This window comes from Novosphingobium sp. NDB2Meth1 (assembly GCF_900117425.1).
Lineage (GTDB): Bacteria > Pseudomonadota > Alphaproteobacteria > Sphingomonadales > Sphingomonadaceae > Novosphingobium.
Window position 1 is genome coordinate 1 of record NZ_FPEH01000024.1, and the last position, 23,334, is coordinate 23,334.

Sequence of the window (23,334 nt, forward strand, 5' to 3'; positions counted from 1 at the left end):
AGGCCGCCGCGCTGCAACACGAGATCGACGTTACCCGGCGATGCGCCGGCCGCCGCCGTGACGATAGTGCCCGGGCGCAGGTTCTGCAGGGTCAGCGAACCACCGGTGAAGGTCAGCGTATTGCCGCGTTGCCCGCGAATCCGTAGATGCGGCCACCTACCGAACCCAGCGTGCCATCATAGATGTCGTCACCCGTGCTGAGGAGCACATCGTTGATGACCCGGCCGCGATTGGTAAAAGTTACTCCACCGAAAGGGTTCACCTGCTCGACGGTAAGGCGATAATCAGGAAATCCGGAGATCAGCCCGAAGTAGCCAAACACGGTAGTCGACTCAAAAACCACAGCAGCTTTGGTTAGCGGTCTTATGGATCCCAGAGGAGAAGCCGAAGCAGCAATCGTCAACATTCCGCCGTCGGTGTCGAGCGTACCTTCGAGGTAGCCATTAAGTCCGGTAATGCGTGCATTTGTTGTGGCACTTGTCCAACTACCGGCATTGAAGGACTCAAATCCGACAATGCCGGACGCGTCGAAGGTCGCGCCGTCAGTGATTGAAAAATCGAACCGGTCAAATCCGGCGCCGCCATTGACTCCGTTGGCAATGCTTACCGTGCCGCCCGCCGATTGGATGATGCGGAAAGTGTCATCGCCGTCACCAAGCAGGACTGCGCCGGATGACACCGGAGAACCACCCGAATACGCGAAGATCTCCACGCTGTCTGCGCCCGGAGTTGCAATGATGTCGGCAAACCGGCTGGAGCCGCCGATCCGGAAATTGTTGCTTCCGGCGAACACGATATCGACGCCGGGATTGTCGGCATTCAAGAGCCCGACGGAAGTGTAGGTCACGCCTTCCGGACGACCCAGAACGGTGATCGATTTGAAACCAGACAGCGCTTCAAGGTTCTCTGCATATGGGCCAAGCACCAGATGCTCGAAACTCCGGATGACTGCGCCCGTAAGCTGACCAATTGAGCCGCTGAGCACCAGCGTATCTTCGCCTGTGCCGCCATCAGCTTCCTGCCCGTAGAATGTCTGAAAGTTCGATCCTATGATCTCAAGCCTGTCATCACCTTCGGCAAACTCCAGTCGCAATACGGACTGGCTGGTACGCTGGATATAGCTATCATTTCCGCCACCCAACTGCACGACACCACTGATCACGCCATAATTGTCGACAATATCGCCAAACCGCGACCCGGTTATGGCCGGAGTCAGGTAGCCGCTGCTGTTGATCAGGCTGCCGCTTTCATTGATGACGCGTATCCCTTCACCAGTGATAGTGAGGGCCGCAGTGGTGGCGGAAGTGGACGTGAGCCGACCGCGGTCTGTGTTTGTGAACAGGATCGCATTGCCCACAATGTCGACCGCCGGTGCTCCGCTCAGGCTGGAGCTATTGCGGACTTCCTCGCCCACTACAGAAAATGTTACGGTCAACTTGGCGGTCCTGATAAATGGTGGAAATCAGTTGCGAAACAGCGGTCACGCGTACAGAAATGTTCTGTAACTTTTCTAGTTCACTCCTGATCTTCATAAACATCGGCCAAGATACCGTAAAGGCGCACCTTGATTGATAACAATTGATACGAATATGGAGATACCTTGAACTATACGGGTACGCCTGTGAGCGTGGGCCACTATCTACCACCTCCACGACCTGCTGATCATTGTCACGCTCCACCCCACCCGGATCCGCTGCCCGGACCTCTCAGTCCGCCGCTCATGCCCAGAATAAATAACAGACGCGTCTGTTATTTTATTAACTGCTGTCCTACATGCACACTCCTGCGGCATAGTCCCGAAATGCGCTGCGAATCCCTGCAAATCCGCCGCTTTTCGCCGTCCTCTGGCGGGACAAACCGCCCTGCGTCGGGGCTCACAGTTTTCGCTCTGGACTGTGTCAACCGCGTCAACCTGCGCCGCTTTCAGCCTCTGTTCGCTCCTGCCAAGGCCTGGCAGATCGGAGGGTGGAGAACGCGGGCCCGGCGACCATCTCACCAGATGTGGCGTCAGCGCACTGCATTGGTGATCCCGACGATCGAGAAGGTGGCGGATGAGACGATGCCGATGAACTTCTGCAGATCCGCCACCGGCGCGTTGGAGACGTAGATCACGTCCTTGTCGTGGATCGCGAAGTTCTGCGAGATGAGCAGGCTGGACGGGGCGCTCAGGTCGAGGCGGTAGACCGTCGGCACCGTGCCGTCCGGACGCGCGGGCCGATTTGCTGCTTCAGGGCCCAGCACTGCGGGATTCTCGTAGCGGAAGATGAACACGCCGCGCACATTGGCTCTCTCGTCGCGCAACCCGCCGATCCGGCCGAGTGCCTGCGACAGCGACATGCCCGTAGCCTCGAACGGCACTTCGGCATTGAGGTTGCTGGCACCGAGCGCGATGAAGCTGAATGGCTGGAACAGCACCGCCACCACATCGTCGGGGCGCAGGCGGATGTTCTGGCGCGGATCGCGGATCACGGTGTCGAGCGGCATCGTCAGGGTCGACGCTGCGCGGGTGATCTGGATGGTCGACTTGCCCACCGGCTGGCGGCTGCCACCTGCTGCCGCCAGCGCGTCGAGCAGGCGCTCGCCGTGCGCGGTCAGCGGCAGCCGCCGCGTTGCAGCAACTTCGCCAAGCACGGTAACAGTGCGCGCCTCGTTCTGCGACAGGCGGACAATCGCCTGCGGTTCATGCGCCTTGCCGCGCAGCCGCGCGACGATGTCCTGTTCGACCTGACGGGTCGTCCGTCCCGCGACCGGGATGCTGCCGATGAAGGGTATGGTGATGCGGCCGTCCGATCCGACCATCTGCTGGGGCAGGTTGATCGTCTGGGTCGTCCCGATCCCGGTCAGCGTCGAAACCGAGCCGAACAGGACTGCCGGAGGGGCCTCCCACATCGCGATGTCGATCGCATCGCCTGCACCGATGATTGTCGGATCGACCGGGGAATCCCCGAAAACGTCGGCAAAGCTCCTGCTGGTCTGCGATGCTTCCTGCCGTGCGACCGCTGCGCCATCAAGTTCGACGAGCGCGATGGAACCGGTTGCCGCAGCGGCGGGTCCGGCGGCGCGGCGGATGCTTCCGGAAGTTGGTCCAGAGCCGCCGACCGCAGAGCACCCGCCAAGCAGCAACAGGAGCGCCGCGGTGCCCGCCGCGAGCGCAGCACGGCGCCGACGGTTTCCGGCCAGGCCGGGTGTGGATTTCGGGGCGGACTTGGGCATGGGAACGGGTTCCATCTAAAAGGCAATCTGAAACGGCTAGGCCATCTTCGCGTAAAAGCCGGCCAGCCGCTCTGCATAGGCGGCACGGTCGAAACGGGCAGCCTGAACAAGGCCGTTGCGAGCAAGCTCGCCGCGTGCGCCTTCGTCACCGTCCAGCGCGATGATCGCCTGGGCAATGGCGCGGACGTCATAGGGATCAACCAGCAGGCCCGCATCGCCGACAACTTCGGGCAGCGAGGAAACATTGCTGGTGATGACGGGCGTTCCCAGCGCCATCGATTCCAGCGCAGGCAGGCCGAATCCTTCGTAAAGCGAGGGAAACACGGTGGCCTTGGCCCCCGCGATCAGCATGGCGAGCATGTCGCGCGGGAGGTAGCCGAGCCATACGATGCGCTTGCGCCCGTCGAGACCGGCCAGCGATTTGAGCAATTTCACGTCCTGCTCGCTGCCCCAGCCGGGCCCGCCGACGATGACCAGCGGCGAACTTACCGAGCTCGCCAGATAGGCTTCCACCAGTCGCGCCACGTTCTTCTTGGGCTCGATTGCGCCGAAGAACAGGAAGTATTCGCGCAGCCCCACGCCCAGCAGACCCTCGACATAGCGGGTGATGAAGGCTTCATCGACCGCCCCCAGCGCAGCGCCGATGTCGCTCGCCTGATAGAGATTGGTGATGCGGTCCTCGCCGACGCCGAGGATCTCGACGATATCGCGGCGCGAGGCTTCGGAGACGGTGAGAATGTGATCGGCCTGATCGGCGATCTTGCGGCAGAGCCGATAATAGGCGCGCTTGCGGTCCGCGGTCGTGTAGGGCAGCCGCAGCGGTACGAGATCGTGGAGCGTGTAGACATTGCGCGCACCGGGCATCCGGATGGGCAGCGGGTAAGTCCAGTGCGCGATGTCCACGCCTTCGATCGCCACGCTGGTGAAGGCATTCGTGGCGCGGAAAACTTGGTCGGAACCGTTGTAGAGGTTCTGTGCGTTCCAATATTGTGCCGCTTCGACTTGCAGCCGCTGGGGCAGGAGCACCTGACCCGAGACGGGCACGGAGCGCGCCTTGAGCGGACGGACCGTGCCTTGCGCGGCCTGCAAAAAGGCGGCGGCGGAAGAGAGCTGCGATGCCCGCTTGCCCTTGATCTCCGGATCGCCCTCCGCGAGCGCGATTTCATTGAGCAGGGACACGCGCGAGTGTGCCCGGCGCGAGCCGAACAGGACTTGGATGTCATGCCCCAGCTCCCCGGCCGCCCGCGCCAGACTGCGCCCGTAGGTCGCAACCCCGGTGCCATGCGGCAGGGCGATGTTGAAGGCGTCGATGGCGATCCGCATGGATGGTGACCCGCTCGTCAGGGCCGCACGAACAGCACGTCGAGGTAGTCCTGCTCCAGCAGCCACTCCATCGTCTGCGGATGCGCCAGCGGTGCGCTGCCGAGTTCGATGCGATGCGGCGTGAACCCTTCAAGTTCAGCCAGCACGTCGGCAGGATCGATGCCTGCCTGAAGCATCTGCTTGCGAGACCATTCCATCACGAGGTGAATGCCCGGGCTGCGGGCAATGACCTCCCGTGCGCCTTTCAGGACCGACAACTCGTGACCTTCGACATCGACTTTCATCACGTCGACGACGAGGTCGCCGGGCAAGGCATCATCCAGCCGAAGCGCCGGCACCGTTACCGCCACGCTTTCGGTGTTCTCAGGGGGCGAGAGGCTGGCATTCGCGCCATGGCCCTTGGGCACGTAGAGTTGCAGTTCGCCCGGCGTGTCGGCAACTGCCGCCTGATGGAACGTGACCGGCGCGATCGACCAGTTGATCTCGATGTTGCGCCGGAGCAATTCAGCCAGCTTGGGGTTCGGCTCGAACGCGAATACCCGTCCGGACCCTTGGTTCGAGATGAGATTGGCGCCGAGCACCGTGAAGTAGCCAAAGTTCGCGCCGACATCGACGAACACCGTATCGTGCCGGCACAAGTGATGGAAAACCTCCGAAACATCGGCTTCCCATTGCCGGTAGATCACCATCTGGGGCGTGATGATCAGATCGTCCGGGTCGACAAAGTACTTCAAGCTGTGAATCGTCTGGGTGAGCACCGATCCATCTGGAAATGTGGAGGAGTAGGGGCCGACCAACTGCCGCACTTCACTGACTTTCGCCATGACGGCATCAAGCTTCTGCTCGAGCAACGCCAGACGTGCCGTGATGTCCAAAGTCTCTTGTTCCATCATAGGGCTTTCTCTTTGTCGTCTTCCGAGCTGGCCGAGGCAATGAAAACGTGGGGGTCCGTGCTGCTCGCGGAACCGGCAAGGCGAGCCTTGCCGAGCAGTGCAACGGCGTGCGGTGCTGCACCTGTGCCTTGAATGCGCTCGACCGTTTCCGCCGAGAATTCAGCGTAAACCGCAGCGCGCCGCGCATGTGCCGGTGCTGGACGGGTGGACAGCCGTGGCCGCACGACCGAGCGGACCGCCTGACGGAAGGCACTGCGCGCAAGCGGCCATTCGGCAAAGCCGTTGGTTCGCAGCAACAGATAGGGCAGCACTTCTTCCTGCACTCCCAGAACGTCGACAAGGCGCCCTGCCGCCTCGTCGGACATCTCGGTCCCGGTAATGCAGCGGATAATCGCAAACCACTGCGCGTCGATCATCGCGTGCTCCTTTGCAAAACGGCATTGCGATAGAAATCGGCTACGCCGCGGGCCATGGCCTCGACGGTGTAACGGGAGAGGAAGCGGTCGTAGGCTCCTTGCGCCATTTGGTTCATGCCGGTTCGGTCCCGCGCCCAGCGGGCAATGATCTTCACCGCTTCGTCGACGAAGGCTTCCTCCGTGGCGAACAGGCGTCCGGCCGATGCGTCGACAACTTCGGCAAGTCCGCCGCGCTCCAGGGCCAGCACCGGGGCTCCCGCCGACATGGCCTCGATCGCCACAAGCCCGAAGGATTCGAACCGGCTGGGCATGAGCACCACGTCGTGTTCGACAAAGAGCCGGTCGAGCGCTGCGCGATCAACGTCTCCATGGAAAACGGCATTGCCAAGACTGCGTGGATCGATGCCGATCTGCCGCTTGATGTCCTTGGCAAGCGCATCACTCAGATTGGTGCCCGCAAAGGAAAACCGCACGGCAGGATCGTCTGCAAGCCGCGCCGCGACACGTAGCGCCAGATCATAGCCCTTGCGCGGTTCGAAGCGCCCCGCAAACAGCACTTTCAGGACGCTCGCCTGGTCCCGTCTGGCAGCCTTCCCCTCGAGCGAAAGACCGGCTCCGGCTAGCAGATCCGGCGTCCCATGGGGCACGACATGCGCGCGATCAGCCACTGCCACGCCGTGGATCTGCTCTATTTCTGCAACGACCGCCTCGCTGTTCGCCAGCACCGCCGGAGCACGGCCGAGCAAGGCGTTTTCAGCCGCGATCATGCGATCGACAAAGGCGCGGCCATAGATGATCCGCTCCGACCATTCGGGCTTGTACGGGCGTGCAAGGCCATAGGTCGTGTGCAGGCTGACCACTGCTGCCACATCCTGGTCGTCAATCGACGGCAGCGCTTCCAGATCCCAGATCGGGAACGAGACGATATCGAGGCCAAACGTCTTGAGGAAGGCTATCTCCTGCTGGACAGCAGCCATCCAGTCCGCCACGCCCGCCTCAGGCACCTCATATCGGGCCGAAATGGTGGTTGCCGCTGTCGCGGTGGCCGGCGTGCGCCCAATGCCATGGTGCCAGATGCCGTCGCGGTACTGGCGAAACGGCGCCTGTCCCGCACGGGAGATGACATGCACGTCGATGCCTTGATCCCGCAGACCCTGCGCCAGCAGGCTTGTCCAACGCGCGATCCCGGCATCGTTCTCCGGCGGAAATCCTTGCGATACCAACGCGACCCGCAAGCCTTCGCGGGGATGTGCCGGCAGCAGCGGTTCCGGCGTCGCGTCTATACGCATATCACCGTGCGTCTTGCCGGTGGCCAGCGCAGCATAACTCCGCCGCAATCCGTCTTCACTGCCCTGCTCCACATCGAGATCGAGCTGGACACGGTGCTGCTGCGAGATGTCGCCATGGTCCGCAAGCCAGGCGTTCGCCCTGAGCAATTCGCCGCGATAGGCGGCTAACTGCTCGGCAACTTTGTCGAAGCCTTCCCGCTGACCGTGACGGTTGATGTAGTACGTCTTGCTTACCACCGATGGATACAGCGTCTTGGGCTTGCGGGTGTGCGAGCGGATGTGACTCTCCGCGAACTGATGAAAAATCATCGCCGCCGGTTCGTAATGGATGTGCCAGCCCGCATCGACAAGGCGCATGCAAACGTCTGTCTCGTCCAGCAGATAGGCGAAAGTGTGATCGAAGCCGCCAATCTCGCGCAGCGCGGCAGTGCGGAAGCTTGAATTGGTGCCGAGCAAACTGGGATAGAGCGGCGTGCCGGGAAAGTTCAGCGCACGCTCGTCGAACAAGTCGTCAGGAAAGTATGCGTTGCCGAACCGGTCGCAGACGGTCTTGCGGACCTGCCAGCGCACGCCGGTGTTATCGACTGTATAGCCCCCGACACCGCCGGTCGAGGGATTGGCATAATGGCGCGAAAGATACCGCAGCCAAAGCGGATGCGGCACTGCGTCGTCATCCAGAAACGCGACGACATCACCGGCTGCGGCCTCGATCCCCACATTGCGCGAGACCGAAAGATTCGCGACATCGCAGCGCAAGTGCTTGATCCGGCCATGCCACCGGGCGAGCACGTCTTCCGAATTGTCGGTCGACGGACCATTGACGACGACAAGCTCGAACGAAGGATAGTCGAGCTGAAACACCCCCTGGATCGCGTCCCCCAGCAGGCTGCCACGATTGAGCGTGTTGATCACGATAGAGAACGACGGGCACTGCGCGTCGGGCAGAAAACGAGTCACAGCTCGTGCTCCCCGATCAGCTCGAGCCAGATCCGGTTTGCGCGCTCGAAACGTGTGTCGCGGCACATTGCGACGACGAGTTCGTCACAAGTCGCACAGTGGCGCAAAAGATCGAGCACGTGGTGATCGGCAATGCCGCCGACCTGCCACAGCAATCGCCCGAAGGCCCAGATGTCCGGTTCGCCCGGCACCTGAAGCGCACTGGGTCCCTCGACAAAGAAGCGGATCGGCGCCTGACTTTCGTTGCAGCCGTTGCGTGCCATCACGAAGAGGAGATGCTCAACTACATCGCCGGGCCGCGCGCCATAGGCGCAGGCGGTGCGATAGGCGATCTCCGCGCGGTCAAAGGCATCCTGCTCCTTGGCCATATGGCCGCGCTGCACCCAGTAGCTGCACTCCCAGGGGTATAGTCTGAGCGCTGCGGCATAAGCTGCCTCGGCCTCTGCCCAGCGTTGCTGATCGCGCAGGGCATCCGCATTGCCGATGTGCCCCAGAAATCTGCTGTCCCCCAGCGCCGCCGCCTGCGACGATGCCACAAGCGTGGCACGATTGGTCAGATCGACTGGTGCCGCGCGCCCGATTCCGGCAACCACGGCACCTGTGCTCTTGCGAAGAGATCTTGCAAGCTCGCCCCCAAGCTTCACCTTCATCATCCGGCCTTTCGGATAATCACGCCATACGATGTCGTCACCCACTGCGCGATCTGCAGCTTCAGGTGGTTCTCCTGCGCGTAGGGCGGAACATCGATATGCAGATCGAGTGGCTGATCGCCCAGGTCGAAATTGAGCACGATGTCGTGGCCTTGCCTCCGCAGCCTGCGGGCCAGCGCGATCAAATCGCGCTTGCGGAACAGCACGGTCGAGGCGTTGTCGAGCGTCTTGTCGTCGGACTGGCAGTTGAATTCGGTGGTATGCACCGCCACCCCGCCCGGCTTGAGGCATTCGAGCGATGCCTCGATGAAGCGCAGACCATGGTCGATCGAGCCCAGATGTTCCAGCGCACAGGCGGACCAGCAGAAATCGAAACCCCTTAGATCGCTGTCGATCCGGTTCATATCCATGAAGCGGAAATCGACGAGGCGGTTGAAGTCTTCGGGTGGGCATAGCCCGCGCCCATTGAGCACTTCCTTGCTGCGCGCGTGCTGATCGGTATCGACCCAGCCCTGCTCGGCCGCGCGTTCCGTGTCGAGGTCTGTGGCCGTGACGCCGATCCCGCGCGCCGCAAAGGCTGCGGTCAAAGGTTCGTCGCCCACGCCGAAGCCCAGTCCGCGGCGCCCCGGCTGCAGCATGCCGGCGGTCTCCAGCGCTTGCAGGATGTAGCAGAATTCCCACTGCTTGCGGTGCGTGCTCGGGTTCTCGTAGATGGCATGGCACCATTGCGCATAGAGCGGGTCGAGCATCTGATTGTAGGTGCAGGCCTGCGAAACCGGCTGCGCGAACGACGCCTCGCCCGGGACGATAACGACCGGCGCGAACAGGCGCGTAAGCTGGCGCAAACTCTTCAACATCATGCAATCACCGGTTCGACAAATGGCCAGCCCGGGGGAGGCTTCCAGCCAATCAGTTCCTTGAAATCGGCATAGGCGTGCTCGAAATCATTGTATTCTTTGAATTTTCCGCCGTGCAGCACAGCCCACCGCGTGCAATTGTCACGGATATAGGCCGCATCATGCGAGACGATGACCATCGCGCGGTTGCCGCGGCGCTCGAACAATTCGTGATTGCACTTGTCGTGGAACCGCGCGTCCCCGACCGAGGCGATCTCGTCGATCAGGAAGCAATCGAACTCGATGATCATCGAGATCGCAAAGGCAAGCCGCGCCTTCATTCCCGACGAATAGGAGCGCAGCGGCTCCCGCAGATAGGGGCCCAGTTCGGCGAATTCCTCGACGTAGGCCAGGTTGCGCTCGAAGTCCTGCTCGTAGACCCGGCTGATGAACCGGATGTTGTCGATCCCGGTGAGGTTGTACTGGAAGCCCCCGCCGAAGGCGAGCGGCCACGAGATTGACAGGCTGCTCTTGATGGTGCCGGCGGTCGGCTTCTCGGCGCCGCTGATCAGGCGCACCATGGTGGACTTGCCCGCGCCGTTCTGGCCGAGAATGCCCAGCCGCTCGCCCATGCCGAGATCGAAGCTGATGCCGTCCAGCACGAGCTTGTCGCCCATCCGGGTCGGGTAGACCTTGCGCAGATCGCGGACCGAGATCATTCAGGCACCACGACCTTGGCAACCTTGCGCACCTGGAACAGCGCCAGTCCGGTAAGCACGAGGCAGAACGGCAGGACATAGCTCAGGTTGTAGTGGGCCCGGGCTGCAGCGCCAAAATAGCCCTCGCGCACGATTTCCACGCCGTGCACCATCGGAAGATAGAGCACGACCTCCTGCGCCAGCTTGGGCAGGACATCGACCATGAACGCCGAGCCTGACAGCGGGAAGATCAGATAAGCGAGCGGGTGCCAGATCTTGTCGACCAACTCGTACTCGTGGGAAAGTGCGCCGAGCCAGATCGCGAGTGCCGATCCGAACCACGCGATGATCAGCCACCCGCCCGCAATCTCGAGAATGTCCTCGGGCGGAGCAAGCCAGCCGATCGAGATGAACAGCAGACCGAGCGTGGTGAACGAGATCGTCGCACCGCCGAATTCCAGCATCAGCCGTGCAACATAGATATCCAGCACGCGGATATTGCGGTGAAACAGCAAGGAAAGGCTGCCTTGCAGGGCGCCGATGCAGCGCCCGGGCATGTTGCGCCAGAGCAGCACGCTGGAATATCCGGTCAGCGCGAAGGCCACGATCGGCAGATTGCTGCCATGCACCGACTTGGTCGCAGTCCACAGCGCGGTCACGCCGAGCGTGAAGATCATCGGCTCCACGAACAGCCACAGAAAGCCGATGTTGTGCCGTCCATAGCGCGTCAGCACCTCGCGCATGAACAACGCGCGCAGGATGCGCAGTTGCACCTGCAGGCTTTGCGCAAAGGTTGCTTGCTGCTGGACGGTGGCGGCCATCAGTCGTGGTGCTCGCGAATGCCTGCGATCAGCGTGCGCAGGACGCCCCAGGCAACGAGGCCAAGGATGAAGGTGGCGAGGATGGCCTTCCAGCGATGCGGTTCGAGAGGATAGTCTGGGAGGTTCGGCTCGGCGATGCGCTCGACATAGGCCTGCTTGCGGCGTGCCTCGCTCTCGGCATCCTGCACCGAGGCAAGCGCCGAGGCGAGCTGCTTGGCGGCGACTTCGGCGTCGAGCTGCAGCGCGGCATAGCGCACCGCGTCACCCGACAGCGAATCCGGCGCGCCGGCGATCTGCCCGGTCTGGTCGGCAATTTCCTTGCCAAGCGCGGCGATGCGCGTGCGCAGTGTGGGGATCTGCGGGTTCTCCGGCGTGTACTGCTGCATCTGCGCGAGTTCGGTCCTCGCGCCGATCAGTTCGTCCTGTAGCTTCGAGACCATCTGCAGCCGCACCGCCGCTTCCTTCTCGGGATCGAGAATCCGGCGCGCGTTCCGGAATTGCGCCAGCGCCACGGCGGCATTGCGCGCCCGGTCCTTGGCCCGGTCGACCTCGGCCTGCGCCAGCGCGATCGTGTCCTTCTGGGCGCGGTCATTCAACCGGTTCACCAGCTGTTCGGCATGGCCGAGCAGCCGTTGGTTGATCATCTGGGCATCGCGGGGCGAGAACGCTGAAACCGATAGCCGCGTCACTTGCGTCCCGGTGTCGAACTCGATGCCCACCTTGTGCGAAAAGTAAGCGTAAAAGTGCTCGAAAGTCCGCCCGTTGAACCATCCTCCGAAACGGTCGAACATCGAGAGGCCGTCGTGCGAGAAAGCCTTCTGTATCGCTCCATCGCGATTGGCATCGCGCAGCGCATCGCGGGAGCGCACATACTCGACCACCGCATAGCTCTTGTCGCCCGAAACGGAAAATCCGGCTCCGCCGAGGACCAGACCGAGGGCGGAGCTGGCTTGCTTTTCAGGGCTGCGCACCACGAAGCGAGCCTCGGATATGTAGATGTCCGCGGCGAACAGCGCGAAATACAGCGTGGCGACCATCGTCGGCAGCACGACAGCCAGCAGAAACAGGGAATCGGTGAAGGGGAAACGTTTCAACACGGACAGTATGATCTTTCGTGAGGCCTCGGGCAGCGCACCGATCGGGCGCTTACTCGTTCAGCATGGCATGCCGGCCTTCAGATACGGGCGGGAAGGGCTGCTGTTCGGCCGCGCGATAGAGGGGGCGCGGTGCCGCTCCCTGCGAGTGGGGTATCGCGCCGAACGATCGGGGCAACACCTTGAGTTGGTCGAGCCAGTCCTCGATCTGCGCGAAATGCGCGCTCCAGGTCGGCGGTGAGTAGTCCTTCAGCATCCGCAACTGGCGCGCCCGTTCGGGGCATTGATCAAGGAACGACAAGATCATCCGTTCCCACGAGATGGCATCGAGTGGGTCCAGCAGCGTTGGAATCCCGCAGCCGATTTCGCGGAAGCAAGGCAGATCGCTGGCGATCACCGGTGTGCCCAATGCCATGGCTTCCACCACCGGCAGGCCGAAGCCTTCGGCAAACGAGGGTAGCAGGAGCGCCTGCGCAGACCGGATCCAGCGGCCAAGTTCGGCATCTTCGCAATGCGAAAGGATCGTGACGTGATCCCGGATGCCGCGTCCACGATCGAGCATGTTGTCGACATGCGAAGCTTCGGCGCCCTTCTGACCGATCAGCACCAGCTTTGGCGCTGCGCGCCCAAGGCGCTCGACCAGGCGCTGCCAGATCTGCAGCAGCATGAAATGGTTCTTGCGGCCCTCGATTGTGCCGACGCACACGAAATGGCGCCCAGGCATGATCGGAACGACGTCCGGCGAGCCGAGGTTCGCACCTGCCAGCCACGCCGCAGTGATCGGGGGGATCGGAATGCCGTGGCTGCGCCCGAACGATTCCAGTTCGTCCGCGGTGGAGCGCGAGTTTGCGATCACGCCAGCCGACGAGAACAGCGCGTTTATCACCCGTCCGCGGTGGCGCTCGATCGCTTCCGTGCGGCAGAACTCGGCATGGGTCAGCGGGATCAGGTCGTGGATCAGATAGACCGGCTTGACGTTGTTTCGCCGGGTCCAGTCCGGGAGGCTGGCAAGGTCGATGTCGGTATGGCCCACGTTGAGATAGAACGCGCCATTGCCGTCGATCCGTCTCGGCGCCATGGCTAAAGCGCGCGGTGCAAGCGCTGCCAGCCGACTCTGGAACTCGCTGTCAGGCAAATCGAGCGCGGCAAACAATTCATCCGAGTGGCGCGGCGTGAGCACGCGGGCAATGCCGCGATGCTGTACGACCGCCAGAGCGCGATCAGCAAAATTGCGCAGATAGGCGTAGCAAACCCGGTCGATACCCGTCGGAAGTCGACGCGACCAGCTGCGCCAGACAAGGCGGCTTACGTCAAGAAGGAATGGGCGATCAGCCATTTCAGAAGGTCAACTCGCGTGAGGTTCGGCCAGCATGATGATCCACTCCGTTCGCTACTGCGCAATGGCACGCGCGCATTGGTTCCTGTATGTCCCTCGTAGCTCTAATACCCAAGAACCGGAACGGTGACGGCATGCAATAAATCGCTTTGCGAAAGCCCCTCATCCAACCTGAAGTAGCACGAGTGCTTTCGCGCTCGCAACACGGCAATATCAGTATGCCAAAGGGGCAAATTCGAACTAACACCATTATGGATCAATTTGACGAACCGGTATGAAAGTTTGCATGCAAGCTGTTGCTTGTAGTCATCAGACCTGTTCAAAAGCGATGAAATGTTTTGTGGATGCGGTAAACTGCAAGCATTGAAACAATGTCGTCTCGGGCCGGCTCACAACGCGAGAACATGTCGATAAACCTCAAGATTTTGCGCTGCAAAACGCTGCCAGGAGAATTCTGCAGCCCGGGCCGGCCCGGCATTGCGCATGTGTTCGGCAAGGTTTGGTTCATCTAGAACCCGGCGCAACGCTTGCGACATCGCGCGCGTGTCGTGCACCGGTGCGAGCAATCCGGCGCCGCCCAGAACCTCCGGCATTGCGGAATGATCAGAAGCGACGACAGGACAGCCGCACGCCATGGCCTCAAGCAGGGGTAACCCGAATCCTTCGCAGAAAGACGGGTGCAGCAGGCAGTCCGCCGCAGCGTAGAGCGCGACGAGCTGCGCATCGTCTACTGCTTCGAGAAAATGGACCCGGTCCGCAATACCCAGATTTGCCGCAAGGCGGCGCAAGTCCTCTGCATTTCTGCTGAGTCGCTGGACGAATACGAGGCTTGTGTCAGTCCGGTTGCTACAGGCTTCGGCAAAGACGCGCAGGGCGCCTTCATGGTTCTTGTAGGGCACATATTGCCCCACTGTGAGTACGATTCGCTGCCCGGCTGGCAAGCCCAGCCCGGCAAGCTTTTCGGCGGCGTTGGCGACAGGACGGTACTCTCCTGCCACGCCGAGCAGCGCAGCGTGCACCCGGCCGGCCAGGTCCGGGTTCCAATGAAGCAATTCCTGCTTGCTCGCCTCGCTGACCGTGGTGATCGCAGCCGCGCTGCGCAGGGCCCGGTTGATGCCGTGGCGATAGAAACGCCGTTCGAGCGAGCGGGAGAACCGCGCCTTGCACCAGTCCGGATTGGTGAGCCACATGATGTCATGCACCGTCGTCACGCATGGCATCGCAAGGCCTGCCGGCATGATGTTGAACGTCGCGTGAAACAAATCCACGTCCTCCAGCGGCGCCTTGCGCGTGAGCCACCACATTGTTGCAGGACTGTTTGCCGCAGCATGAACGACAATCTCCCGCACGTTGCCGGCTGCCGAAAGCCTTGCCGGTGCATCTGCGCGCTTCAGAAAGATGAAATTCACATCCGGCGCCAAAACTGGCAGATAATCCGCCAACGCCTGCTGCACTTTCCCGATTCCACTGGGGCGTGGGCCGATATAGCGGCAGTCAACACAGATCTTAGTCATGGAATACAGGGATTCTTCTAGCACATGTGGCAGAAATGTGACGATAATATGATTATCTTATCTCAGAAAGTAGCCTTATACGAAGCAATATGATAGTCCAATTGAAAATGGTTTCTGCGCGATACGTCTTCATTTTGGAGTTATCTGGCGGAGCGCGCATCGATGAAATCATTGATCCCCAACTGCCTTTCCTGTCAGATTTCCGCGGAACATACCTTCCACCGTTCAACCTGCTCCCCTCCCCGGCGCAACGTATCGACTCGCACCCCATTCGTGGTGCTGCCAAGCCAGACGATCACACGCCGTCTGAATTGCTGCGTGTCATGACGCTGTCTCGCTGCTGACCCAACCTGAATGGCATGAACTTGATGAACGACAGACAACGAGGTCTGGATCCGGTTTTTCCCCTAGATGAGGGCGACCAGAAGCCAGCAGCCCTGCGGACAAGGCACATCGTTTTTCCGGATGCGCGCACGGCCGAATACCTCGTCGCCGGTCTGCCCTTGGCAGCTAGGCTGGTCCACGCGCTGTCGCTGGATGGCGCAGCTGAGCCGGGATGCACGATCGCTGCAACCGTTGCGGAAGGATCCTGGACGCCTTCACAACGGTGTCGCGATGAATGCAACCGGCTTTGCGGCGGCCTCTCGTTGCGTCTCGGTGGAGATGCAGAGCCGGCGCGCGGCGCAATGGTGTTCGGTGCGCTTGATCTGCTGGCCGGCCTGACACGACAGGTGCGGGAGGCCCTTGGCAAACGTGCGCCGCGAGCGACAAGTCCATCGTCAAAAGCGCCCGTCGTCGCCGAGGCGGCTTTGCGCGAGGCGGACCACCTCTTGCTGCTTGCCACCTCCAAACCGCAGGATGGGCTGTTTTCGCGTCTGTTCAACCGCCCAGTGTCGCGCGCGATCACGCGGCGCCTGCTGCGCCACGCCTGGATACAGCCGCTTCACGCCACGGCGGGAACGGCGCTTCTCGCCAGCCTGATGCTTGCAGTGATGCTGACGTCTCCGGTGAATGGAGCCGTCTTCGGCGCGCTGCTGTTTCAGGCTGCGTCGATCTTCGACGGGGTGGACGGCGAGATCGCCCGCGCTACGTTCCGTACTTCACCCGCAGGTGCCCGGCTCGATAGCCTGATCGATGCAGCGACAAATCTGGCTTTTGTGGCCGGCCTGTCGATCAATCTCTGGCTGCGCGGTGATGCTTCGGCGGCCTACGCTGGTCTTGCCGGCCTTGTGCTCTTGCTGGCAGGCTTGTCCCAGATCGGACGGCGCGCGCAGAAGCAGGGTGAACCGATCAATTTCGAAGCGGTCAAAATCCACCTTCGGCGGAATCCGAAGCGTCGCTGGCTGGTCGATCTCGTCATCTGGCTGACGATGCGCGATTTCATCGCCTTTGCCGCAGCGCTGTTGGCGGTGCTCGGCAAGGTGATCTGGGTGCCCTTCATATTCCTTTCCGTCGCGATATGCTGGTTCGTGGCAATCACCGTGCTTCTGGCCAGGAGCGCGATCCGCACGTCCGGCGCAGCGAGTTGAGCAGAGCATTTGGCACATCACGCTCGCGGGCAGTGGCGAAGTCAGCAGCAATAGATGCTCGCGAGGAGCGCTGAGATTCTGCGTCTCCGGGGACGCCAGCCCGGATGTGCCACACTTCGATTTTGTGTCCGCTCGCCATCTCGGCAGGCGGTCTTGTTCTGAACGGTCAAAGATCGACACGCAGCTCCGCCGGAAAGCGCCCCCCGGTCGAATACTGGAACGCGCCATTGGCGAAGACCTGCCAGCCGCAATCGTCGAACACATCGGCGATCTGCTGGCGCAGCAGCGCCTTCGCTGATGCCGCGCTGAAGCGGTAGCGCGCGCCAAGGCCGATCATCTCGCGCTGTGGTGCGGAGAGGCCACTGCCGACATTGTCGATCCGCGAGGACAGGCTCTCCGCCGCCAGATCAAGCGAAAGCGGACTCGTGCCGCCGTCCGATCGCCAGTCGATCGAGGCGATGCTGCACCTCCTGATGCTGCCAATCGGACGCGGCCCGATCCTGCCGCTATCGACAAGCTCGCCGCGAATGCGCGAATCTCGCAGGACATTGCCGAGCACCACCTTGAGGCCGGGCCGCAGCGCGCCTGTCAGCGACATCTCGACACCCCGGTTGGAGGACGTGCCAAGCTCGCGATAGTTCGCCTGCTCATCGAGGTTGCAATAAGGCTTGGTGATCGAGAACACGCCCGCCACGAGGCCGAGCGCAGGCGTCAAAGTATAGCGCAGCCCCAGATCGGTCTGGTTGGTGCGGATGGCCGGATGCACCGCGCCGCGGTTGACGGCATCGGCAGGCGCCACCGCCATTTCCTCAAAGCCCCGAACACGCCCGCCATAAAGTGCGCGCTTGTTGGCATGCTGCCCCTGGCGGCAAGCAACGCCCCCGCTGGGAGAACGCCCCTGTGCTACGTCGGATTGGACATTTCGCTGTCTTGCGCCTCGGTTTGTGTTGTCGATCAGGAAGGCGCGGTTCTTTGTGAGACGATGTTGCCGGCTGAGGTCGCAGACATTGCTCGCTACAGGGAGGGGCTGCAGCGAGCCCCTCCCATCGGCGCATCAGATCCACAGATCGAACGCAGCGCCCGGGCCTTCAGCCACCCGCACGCTTGCGCCGTCCGCGATCACCAGATCATCGAAGCTGAAGGGGTCCGGCGTGACGGGATTGCCGTCGTCGACCGAGAAGGTCAGCAGCCGTGCATCGTGGAACGCGGGATCGAACACCACTTTCTGGTTCTCGCCGATATGGCCGAGTTGCACCGTCTGGGTTCCCAGCAGATGCGTTCCGGCGGTATCGTCATAGGCCTTGACCGTCAGCGTCTGGAAATGCCGCCAGGCTGAGGCGAAGTTGGCCGACACGGGCGTGAACGGTGTCTCGCGCGAGAGGCTCGCAGGGGTGCCGACAGGTCCTTCGCGGGCAATGTTGAGCTCCTGTCCCGTGCCTTCGAGGATGACGAAGGTGTTGTTGCCACTGGTCGGGCGGAACGAAGTGCCGCCCGAGTAGTTGAAGTTGTTGATTCCCACATGGTCCCACTGGAAGCCCATGTACCCGTCGGGCGCCTCGACCGCCTTGTCGGTCGGCACGAGCAAGTCGTCTGCATTCAGCGTGAAGCGGTCGCTTGCCGTATCATATTGCCCTTCGAGCTGGCGGAGCACGTCCACTGTCTGGTCGGCAAACCTGAAATACTCGACATCGCGCAGCACCTCGATATCGCCGGTCTTGGTGTTGGTCAGCCGATAGGCCGAAACTCCGATGTCCTCGACCTTGTAGTCGCCGAAGTTGCCCGAAAGCACCGCGAGGTCGATGCCCTTGCCGCCTTCGTACTTGTCGCTGCCCTTCCCGCCGATCAGGATGTCATCCCCCGCGCCGCCGAGCAGGGTGTCGTTGCCAAGGCCACCCGCCAGCGTGTCGTTGCCGGCAAGGCCCACCAGCGTATCGCCGGAATCTGTGCCGAAGAGCGTATCAGCACCAGCGCTGCCCTCGTGGTAGATGTCATGCCCGTTGACATAGGCCGAGACGCCGACACTGGGATGGTCCGCGTCCACATCGAGCAGCGTAGCAACCGTCTTGCCGCCCTTCAGTTCGACCACGTAGAGCGAACCCGCCTGCCGGGCGAGGACATCGACCGAGCCGATCCCGCTGATCCCCGCCGAGGAAAGATCGACCGTCACGCTGCGGTCGTTGGCATCGGCGGCCCAGACACTCACCAGCAGCTTGTCTCCCGCCGCGTTGATGCGCGCCAGCGCATGGACCGGTTGGTTCACCTGATCGACAAGCTTGCCTTGATCGTAGACCGGCAGTTCATAGGCCGGGAGGATCTTTGTCCCTGCCGGTAGCTCCGTCTGGTAGTATTGCTGGTACGGCCCCGCCACGAGGTGACCGTCGAGAATGAAATCGTCCAGCCAGCTGAACGCCGCGTGCACTTGGCCAAGGATCGTGATCTGCTTGAGCGAATCCGGTAGCTTGGCGGTGTTCACATCGCCGCTATCGTCGGTGGCGATGTAATAGTTGTAGGCGCCGGCATTGGCCGCCGTAGCTCCGGTCAGGTACATCAGCTTGAGAAAGCCGGTGTAGCTTTCGTACTGCTCGCTGTTCGCCGCCTCCGGCCACCAGCCCGAGGTGACGAAGTTGTAGGCATGCTCCTTGCCGATCTCGATCTGCTGCGCCACCGCGTTGAGCAGCTTGCGAACGATATTGCCTTCGCCGACCCAGCCCGAATTGTTGCTGAGGTAATAGGATTCGCCCACCGGCGTCGTGCTGAACGTATCGGCCGTCTTCAGATAGTCGAAGCCCCAGCCCCAGTAGCCGCCATAGCGCCCGCGATCCTGCGAGGCGCCGTTGGTGTAGTAGAGGAACTCATCGAGGCCGGGCAGCGCCTCAAGCACCGCGTCCTTGACTGGACCATGGATGCGCACCGCCTGATCGGTCGCGTAGCGGAACAGATCGAAGCGCAGCCACGGCTCGTCAGCCGCGCTTTTGGTGGGATCAAGCAGGTAGTCCTTTTCCAGCGTCGCACGGATTTCCGGTGTATTGACCCATGTGCGCCCGTCGAAGTTGAGCGGAAGCGGACCCCATTCGCCCTGATCCAGCACATAATCCACCTTGCTGCCGACCGCGCGGAGTGCCGTATCGACGGCCTTGATCTTGCTAGCCCAGAAGTCCGCGACGATGTTCCAGGATTGCTGCGGGATCAGGTAGTTCCACGTCTTGCCGCCGGAAAGCTGGTTGTCGTTGTTGTAGGACGGGATCGCGAGCTGATCCGCAACAGCCTTTGCTTCCGGATCGAGGACAACCTCCTTGTTGTTCACCCACGCGGTGAAATCGCGGTTGAGATAGACCCGGACCTTGGCATCTGGAAGCTGGCGCAGTTCGTCGAGGAACTGGAGCCAGGTACCGCTGGTCTGGCCCAGCGAAAGCGTTGCCCCCTCGCGCGAGTCCGTCTCCAGCGCATAGCCCCATGCATCTGCCAGCGCGACGCGGCCGTCGGTGAGCGGATCGTAAAATCCGAACGTCGTCAGCGCATCGAGCTTGGTGTCGGGATTGAACACCGGGCGGATCACATGGTCGGACCGCAGGTACTCGCCCGCAGACAGGATCTCAGCGGGAAGGTTTGCCCGCCCGTCCGCTGCCGGGGTCACCGCGACATCCACCTTGGCGCTGGCCGTCGCACCCGAAGGATCGGCCACCGTCAGCGTGAAGCTGCCCGGATTGCCGCCGGCGGGCGTGAACAGCACGTTGCCATCGGGCGCAAAGCTCACATTGCCGCCGCTCGCGTCCTTCACGCCGACGATCTTGAGCGCATCACCGTCCACGTCCTTCGCCGCCGCGAGCAGGTCCGCCGCCGCATAGATCGCGGTCGAGCCCTGCTTCGCCGCCACCGACTGCTCCGCCAGCACCGGCGCGTCGTTCACCGCGGTGATGTCGACCACGGCCTTGGTCGTCGCCGTCAGCCCAGCGCCGTCCGAGACCGTCACCGTGAAGCCGCCCGCGCCCTTGCCGTTGAGGTCGGCGGTCGGGTTGAACTGCACCGATCCATCCGCGCCCAGCACCGCCGTGCCGCCCTTGGCATCGGTGACCGCGACGATCTTGAGCGGCGATCCGCTCGGCGACTTCCACCCCGCGAGGAGGTCCGCCGCGCTGAAGCTGCGGCCTGCGTCCTCGTTGATCACCGCCTTGGGATCGGGCCCGGTGAGCGAGCCGATCAGGTCGATCTTGTGGAACACCGTGCTCGTCGCGCCCAGCGCATCGCGCACCTTGATCGTGAAGCCTGCCACGTCATCACCGGCCAGCCCCGCCTTGGGCACGAAGCGGATTGTGCCATCGGCGAGGAGCCGCACGCTGCCGCCCACAGCATTGGTCACGCCCACGACCTTGAACGCGTCGCCCTCGATGTCGTAGGCGCCCTTGAGCACTTCGGCCTGGCTGAACACCTTCGCCGTGCCCGGCGCCAGCACGAAGTTCTGTTGCACCAGCACCGGCGCATCGTTGACCGCGGCGATATTGATCAGCGCCGTCGCCGTCGCGGTCTTCCCCGTCGCATCGGCGATCGTGTAGGTGATGCTCGCCGCGCCCGTGCCATTGAGGTTCGCATCGGCACGGAAGATCCAGCCGCCCTTGCCATCGTCGACCAGGCGCCCGCCCGTCACCTTGTCGATCGATGCAATCTTGAGCGCGGTCTTCTCCGGATCGCGCCAGCCGGCCAGGAGATTGGCCACCGTGATCGCCTTGTCGGTATCCTCGCGCGCGCTGAGCGTGCGCGATTGTCCGGTAGGCGGCAGGTCCACGATAGCGGCGGCGGCAGAGAGCTTGGGCGTGGTGGTGGTGGGCATGGCGGTCCTCGGGCAATGCCGGTGCAAGGCGCGACCCCGTGTCAGCCCCTCCGGCCCGCAGACCAATCGTTAATCGAAGTGAACAAGCCGTGACGGCACCCCAATAACGCGACCTTAACCACAGCGGTTCGGTGGATAGCATTTATCCAATACATGGAATGACTGGCAGATAACTTGCTATATTAGGCCGGTTCGAGTTTATTTTAGATAAAGTTCATTTTCGCGCATGGCGCTTATACGTTTCTGGCATGAATCAGAGCAGCCACGTTGCAACTGTCAGGAATGCCAGTGTCTCGCACGGCATTGGTGAGGCGTCTGCCCGCGCACTTGCCGCGAAAGTCATTATCAGCGATCTGGCCGCGTCGGCAGAGCTCGCGGAGGAACTCGGCGGCCTTGTCAGCGCCATCCGCTGCGTGCCCCGATCAAGGTTGCCCCAGTCCGGATACCTCGAGTGATGGGGGTATCCTGTCAGCCCCTTTCAGACATCCCCCAATCGTACCCCCAAAGGATGGTAACTGTATGCGAATTGGTGCGGACGCTAGCGGCGTGATAGTGGCAATATGTCGCGGTTTTCTGGGGGCCTGTCCAGACGGATGCGAACATCGGCGGACAGGAAAGTTGGAGGTAGCGGGAACCGCGAAAACCACCCTAACTAGTTGATTAAATTGGTTCTGTGGGAAGGTTCTGTGATGCGTGAGGCCCCACATAAGGCCCCCAAAACGACCCAACACATTGGTTCTAAGCACTTTCTGGGAACCGAAGTGATGCTGATCGTCTAGCGCTACCGATACACGCGATACCAGAAACGCTTCTGGATGTCATCAAATGTTGATGGATTGCAGAGGGATACAAGGCGGGTGTTGGCTAGTCGGCCCTGAGTGCAATTGAGTCGGGCTCGTCCCTAAGGTGTCCAAAGAGCTATATGCGTGAGGGCGGCTGCAACGCCTCCGATAACCTGGGATTCGACAGCAAGTGCCCAATTGATCTGGTCTGGCCGTCATCGACTGACAGCCGAAGACAACTGTGCCTGAGCTATCGGTCCCAAGGCGGCGGGTTACGACCAAGTGACGACGTTCTGCGGCGCGGACTTGAACGTCTGCTGGCAACAAAAGCGGGCACTCATCTGCATTTCGGTGGCCATGTCGAGTGCCACTTTCTTCAAACACTTCAGATTGTTGCCAAATTCTTAAACGGCAGACCGATCCGTCGGCTGCAATCGGTAAGCAAGCATCGGGCTTTCAGATGCAGGCAGCAAACACATTCCCGAGCAACTCGCGCGAGCAGGATCAGGTTGCACGGCGATGGCGCGGCCGCCTATCGCCTCCTTCGCCCCGCTCAGCGCGCTTGGATCCGCAATCATGTCAGCGACCGCACCGGCGAGGACACGGAGCGCGTTCTGCGCATGATCGAAGGCCTTGAGGCTGCCGACCGGCCCTCTTGCTCCCTTGGCGCGCCCGCGGAACGCCACTATGCGTCTGCCCGAGAGACTGTCGAAAACGTCCACCTCGATCGCGGCACCGCCGGACGTCATCAGCGGCACGGGGACACCGACCATCGCGGTCGGCAGCATGGCAAGGTTCAAGGCCCGCCTCGGGCGGCCAATGGCCGTGATCGTCGCTCGAACCTGCAAGACGCCCGCGCCGGGGCCGCGCGCCGGTGACAGCGATTTGAGGGCGGCCGCCAGATCAGCGCGCAACCCTTCGGCAAGTTTCCCGGCAGCACCACCGGGCAACTGGTCCGCGCCGGCCGCGCTCACGGCAACCGGATCGATCATCACTGCCGAATACTGCGTGACCGCGAAACTCGGCTCCCGGTAGCCGAGCCAGCTCCTGTTGCGAACCATCGGGCGGAAGGCCGGCGCATTAGCCGCGAACAGGACCGTATCAGGCTTCGGCGTCGTGCCGATCGAGATACAACCGGCAAGCGGCATCGAAGCGAGC

General features: G+C 62.2%; 18 protein-coding genes. 2 read left to right on the forward strand and 16 right to left on the reverse strand.

Annotated features, from left to right (window positions below; all coding sequences use genetic code 11):
• Positions 1–112: 112 nt before the first annotated feature.
• From NDB2M1_RS16745 to NDB2M1_RS16805, 13 genes are all read right to left on the reverse strand, one after another.
• Positions 113–1,435 carry a hypothetical protein gene (locus NDB2M1_RS16745; protein WP_143146811.1) on the reverse strand — a complete coding sequence of 441 codons (1,323 nt, stop codon included), beginning with the start codon at positions 1,433–1,435 and terminating at the stop codon, positions 113–115.
• 572 nt (positions 1,436–2,007) lie between these two features.
• Complete coding sequence (locus tag NDB2M1_RS16750; protein ID WP_253185927.1) at positions 2,008–3,228, reverse strand: polysaccharide biosynthesis/export family protein; 1,221 nt, start codon at positions 3,226–3,228, stop codon at positions 2,008–2,010.
• A gap of 21 nt (positions 3,229–3,249) precedes the next feature.
• Positions 3,250–4,536 carry a glycosyltransferase family 4 protein gene (locus tag NDB2M1_RS16755; RefSeq protein WP_072384014.1) on the reverse strand — a complete coding sequence of 429 codons (1,287 nt, stop codon included), beginning with the start codon at positions 4,534–4,536 and terminating at the stop codon, positions 3,250–3,252.
• Between the two features lie 17 nt (positions 4,537–4,553).
• A complete protein-coding gene (locus tag NDB2M1_RS16760) occupies positions 4,554–5,429 on the reverse strand; it encodes an FkbM family methyltransferase (RefSeq protein ID WP_083554938.1) in 876 nt (291 codons plus the stop codon).
• Complete coding sequence (locus tag NDB2M1_RS16765; protein ID WP_072384016.1) at positions 5,426–5,845, reverse strand: hypothetical protein; 420 nt, start codon at positions 5,843–5,845, stop codon at positions 5,426–5,428. Before NDB2M1_RS16765 ends, NDB2M1_RS16760 begins: the two co-directional genes overlap by 4 nt.
• Positions 5,842–8,091: a glycosyltransferase gene (locus tag NDB2M1_RS16770; RefSeq protein WP_072384017.1), complete on the reverse strand. Its 2,250-nt coding sequence runs from the start codon at positions 8,089–8,091 to the stop codon at positions 5,842–5,844. Before NDB2M1_RS16770 ends, NDB2M1_RS16765 begins: the two co-directional genes overlap by 4 nt.
• A complete protein-coding gene (locus NDB2M1_RS16775) occupies positions 8,088–8,684 on the reverse strand; it encodes a hypothetical protein (protein ID WP_143146812.1) in 597 nt (198 codons plus the stop codon). The genes NDB2M1_RS16770 and NDB2M1_RS16775 overlap by 4 nt, the downstream gene beginning before the upstream one ends.
• A 56-nt stretch (positions 8,685–8,740) precedes the next feature.
• Positions 8,741–9,601: an SAM-dependent methyltransferase gene (locus tag NDB2M1_RS16780; RefSeq protein ID WP_072384019.1), complete on the reverse strand. Its 861-nt coding sequence runs from the start codon at positions 9,599–9,601 to the stop codon at positions 8,741–8,743.
• Positions 9,598–10,296, reverse strand: coding sequence for an ABC transporter ATP-binding protein (locus NDB2M1_RS16785; RefSeq protein ID WP_072384020.1), 699 nt, complete (start codon positions 10,294–10,296; stop codon positions 9,598–9,600). Before NDB2M1_RS16785 ends, NDB2M1_RS16780 begins: the two co-directional genes overlap by 4 nt.
• Complete coding sequence (locus NDB2M1_RS16790) at positions 10,293–11,096, reverse strand: ABC transporter permease (RefSeq protein WP_072384021.1); 804 nt, start codon at positions 11,094–11,096, stop codon at positions 10,293–10,295. The genes NDB2M1_RS16785 and NDB2M1_RS16790 overlap by 4 nt, the downstream gene beginning before the upstream one ends.
• Positions 11,096–12,193, reverse strand: coding sequence for a KpsE/RkpR family capsule polysaccharide export protein (locus NDB2M1_RS16795; protein ID WP_253185928.1), 1,098 nt, complete (start codon positions 12,191–12,193; stop codon positions 11,096–11,098). The genes NDB2M1_RS16790 and NDB2M1_RS16795 overlap by 1 nt, the downstream gene beginning before the upstream one ends.
• 49 nt (positions 12,194–12,242) lie before the next feature.
• A complete protein-coding gene (locus NDB2M1_RS16800) occupies positions 12,243–13,526 on the reverse strand; it encodes a glycosyltransferase family 4 protein (RefSeq protein WP_072384023.1) in 1,284 nt (427 codons plus the stop codon).
• Between the two features lie 389 nt (positions 13,527–13,915).
• Entirely contained in the window at positions 13,916–15,040 is a 1,125-nt protein-coding gene (locus NDB2M1_RS16805; protein ID WP_083554941.1) for a glycosyltransferase family 4 protein, read from the reverse strand.
• Between the two features lie 359 nt (positions 15,041–15,399).
• Between NDB2M1_RS16805 and NDB2M1_RS16810 the strand changes: the two genes are divergently transcribed.
• Positions 15,400–16,569 (forward strand): CDP-alcohol phosphatidyltransferase family protein, encoded by a 1,170-nt coding sequence (locus NDB2M1_RS16810; RefSeq protein WP_083554942.1) that lies wholly within the window; start codon positions 15,400–15,402, stop codon positions 16,567–16,569.
• A 166-nt stretch (positions 16,570–16,735) separates the two neighbouring features.
• Here the strand turns inward: NDB2M1_RS16810 and NDB2M1_RS16815 are convergent, their stop codons facing one another.
• Together NDB2M1_RS16815 and NDB2M1_RS21825 are read right to left on the reverse strand one after the other, a co-directional pair.
• A complete protein-coding gene (locus tag NDB2M1_RS16815) occupies positions 16,736–17,374 on the reverse strand; it encodes a porin family protein (RefSeq protein ID WP_072384026.1) in 639 nt (212 codons plus the stop codon).
• 249 nt (positions 17,375–17,623) lie between these two features.
• Positions 17,624–21,394, reverse strand: coding sequence for a cadherin-like domain-containing protein (locus NDB2M1_RS21825; protein ID WP_083554943.1), 3,771 nt, complete (start codon positions 21,392–21,394; stop codon positions 17,624–17,626).
• Positions 21,395–21,642: 248 nt separating this feature from the next.
• Between NDB2M1_RS21825 and NDB2M1_RS16825 the strand changes: the two genes are divergently transcribed.
• Positions 21,643–21,849 (forward strand): hypothetical protein, encoded by a 207-nt coding sequence (locus NDB2M1_RS16825; protein WP_072384027.1) that lies wholly within the window; start codon positions 21,643–21,645, stop codon positions 21,847–21,849.
• Between the two features lie 731 nt (positions 21,850–22,580).
• On the opposite strand, the gene NDB2M1_RS16830 is transcribed toward NDB2M1_RS16825, so the two are convergent.
• Complete coding sequence (locus NDB2M1_RS16830) at positions 22,581–23,324, reverse strand: DUF3313 family protein (protein ID WP_072384028.1); 744 nt, start codon at positions 23,322–23,324, stop codon at positions 22,581–22,583.
• Between the last annotated feature and the right edge of the window lie 10 nt (positions 23,325–23,334).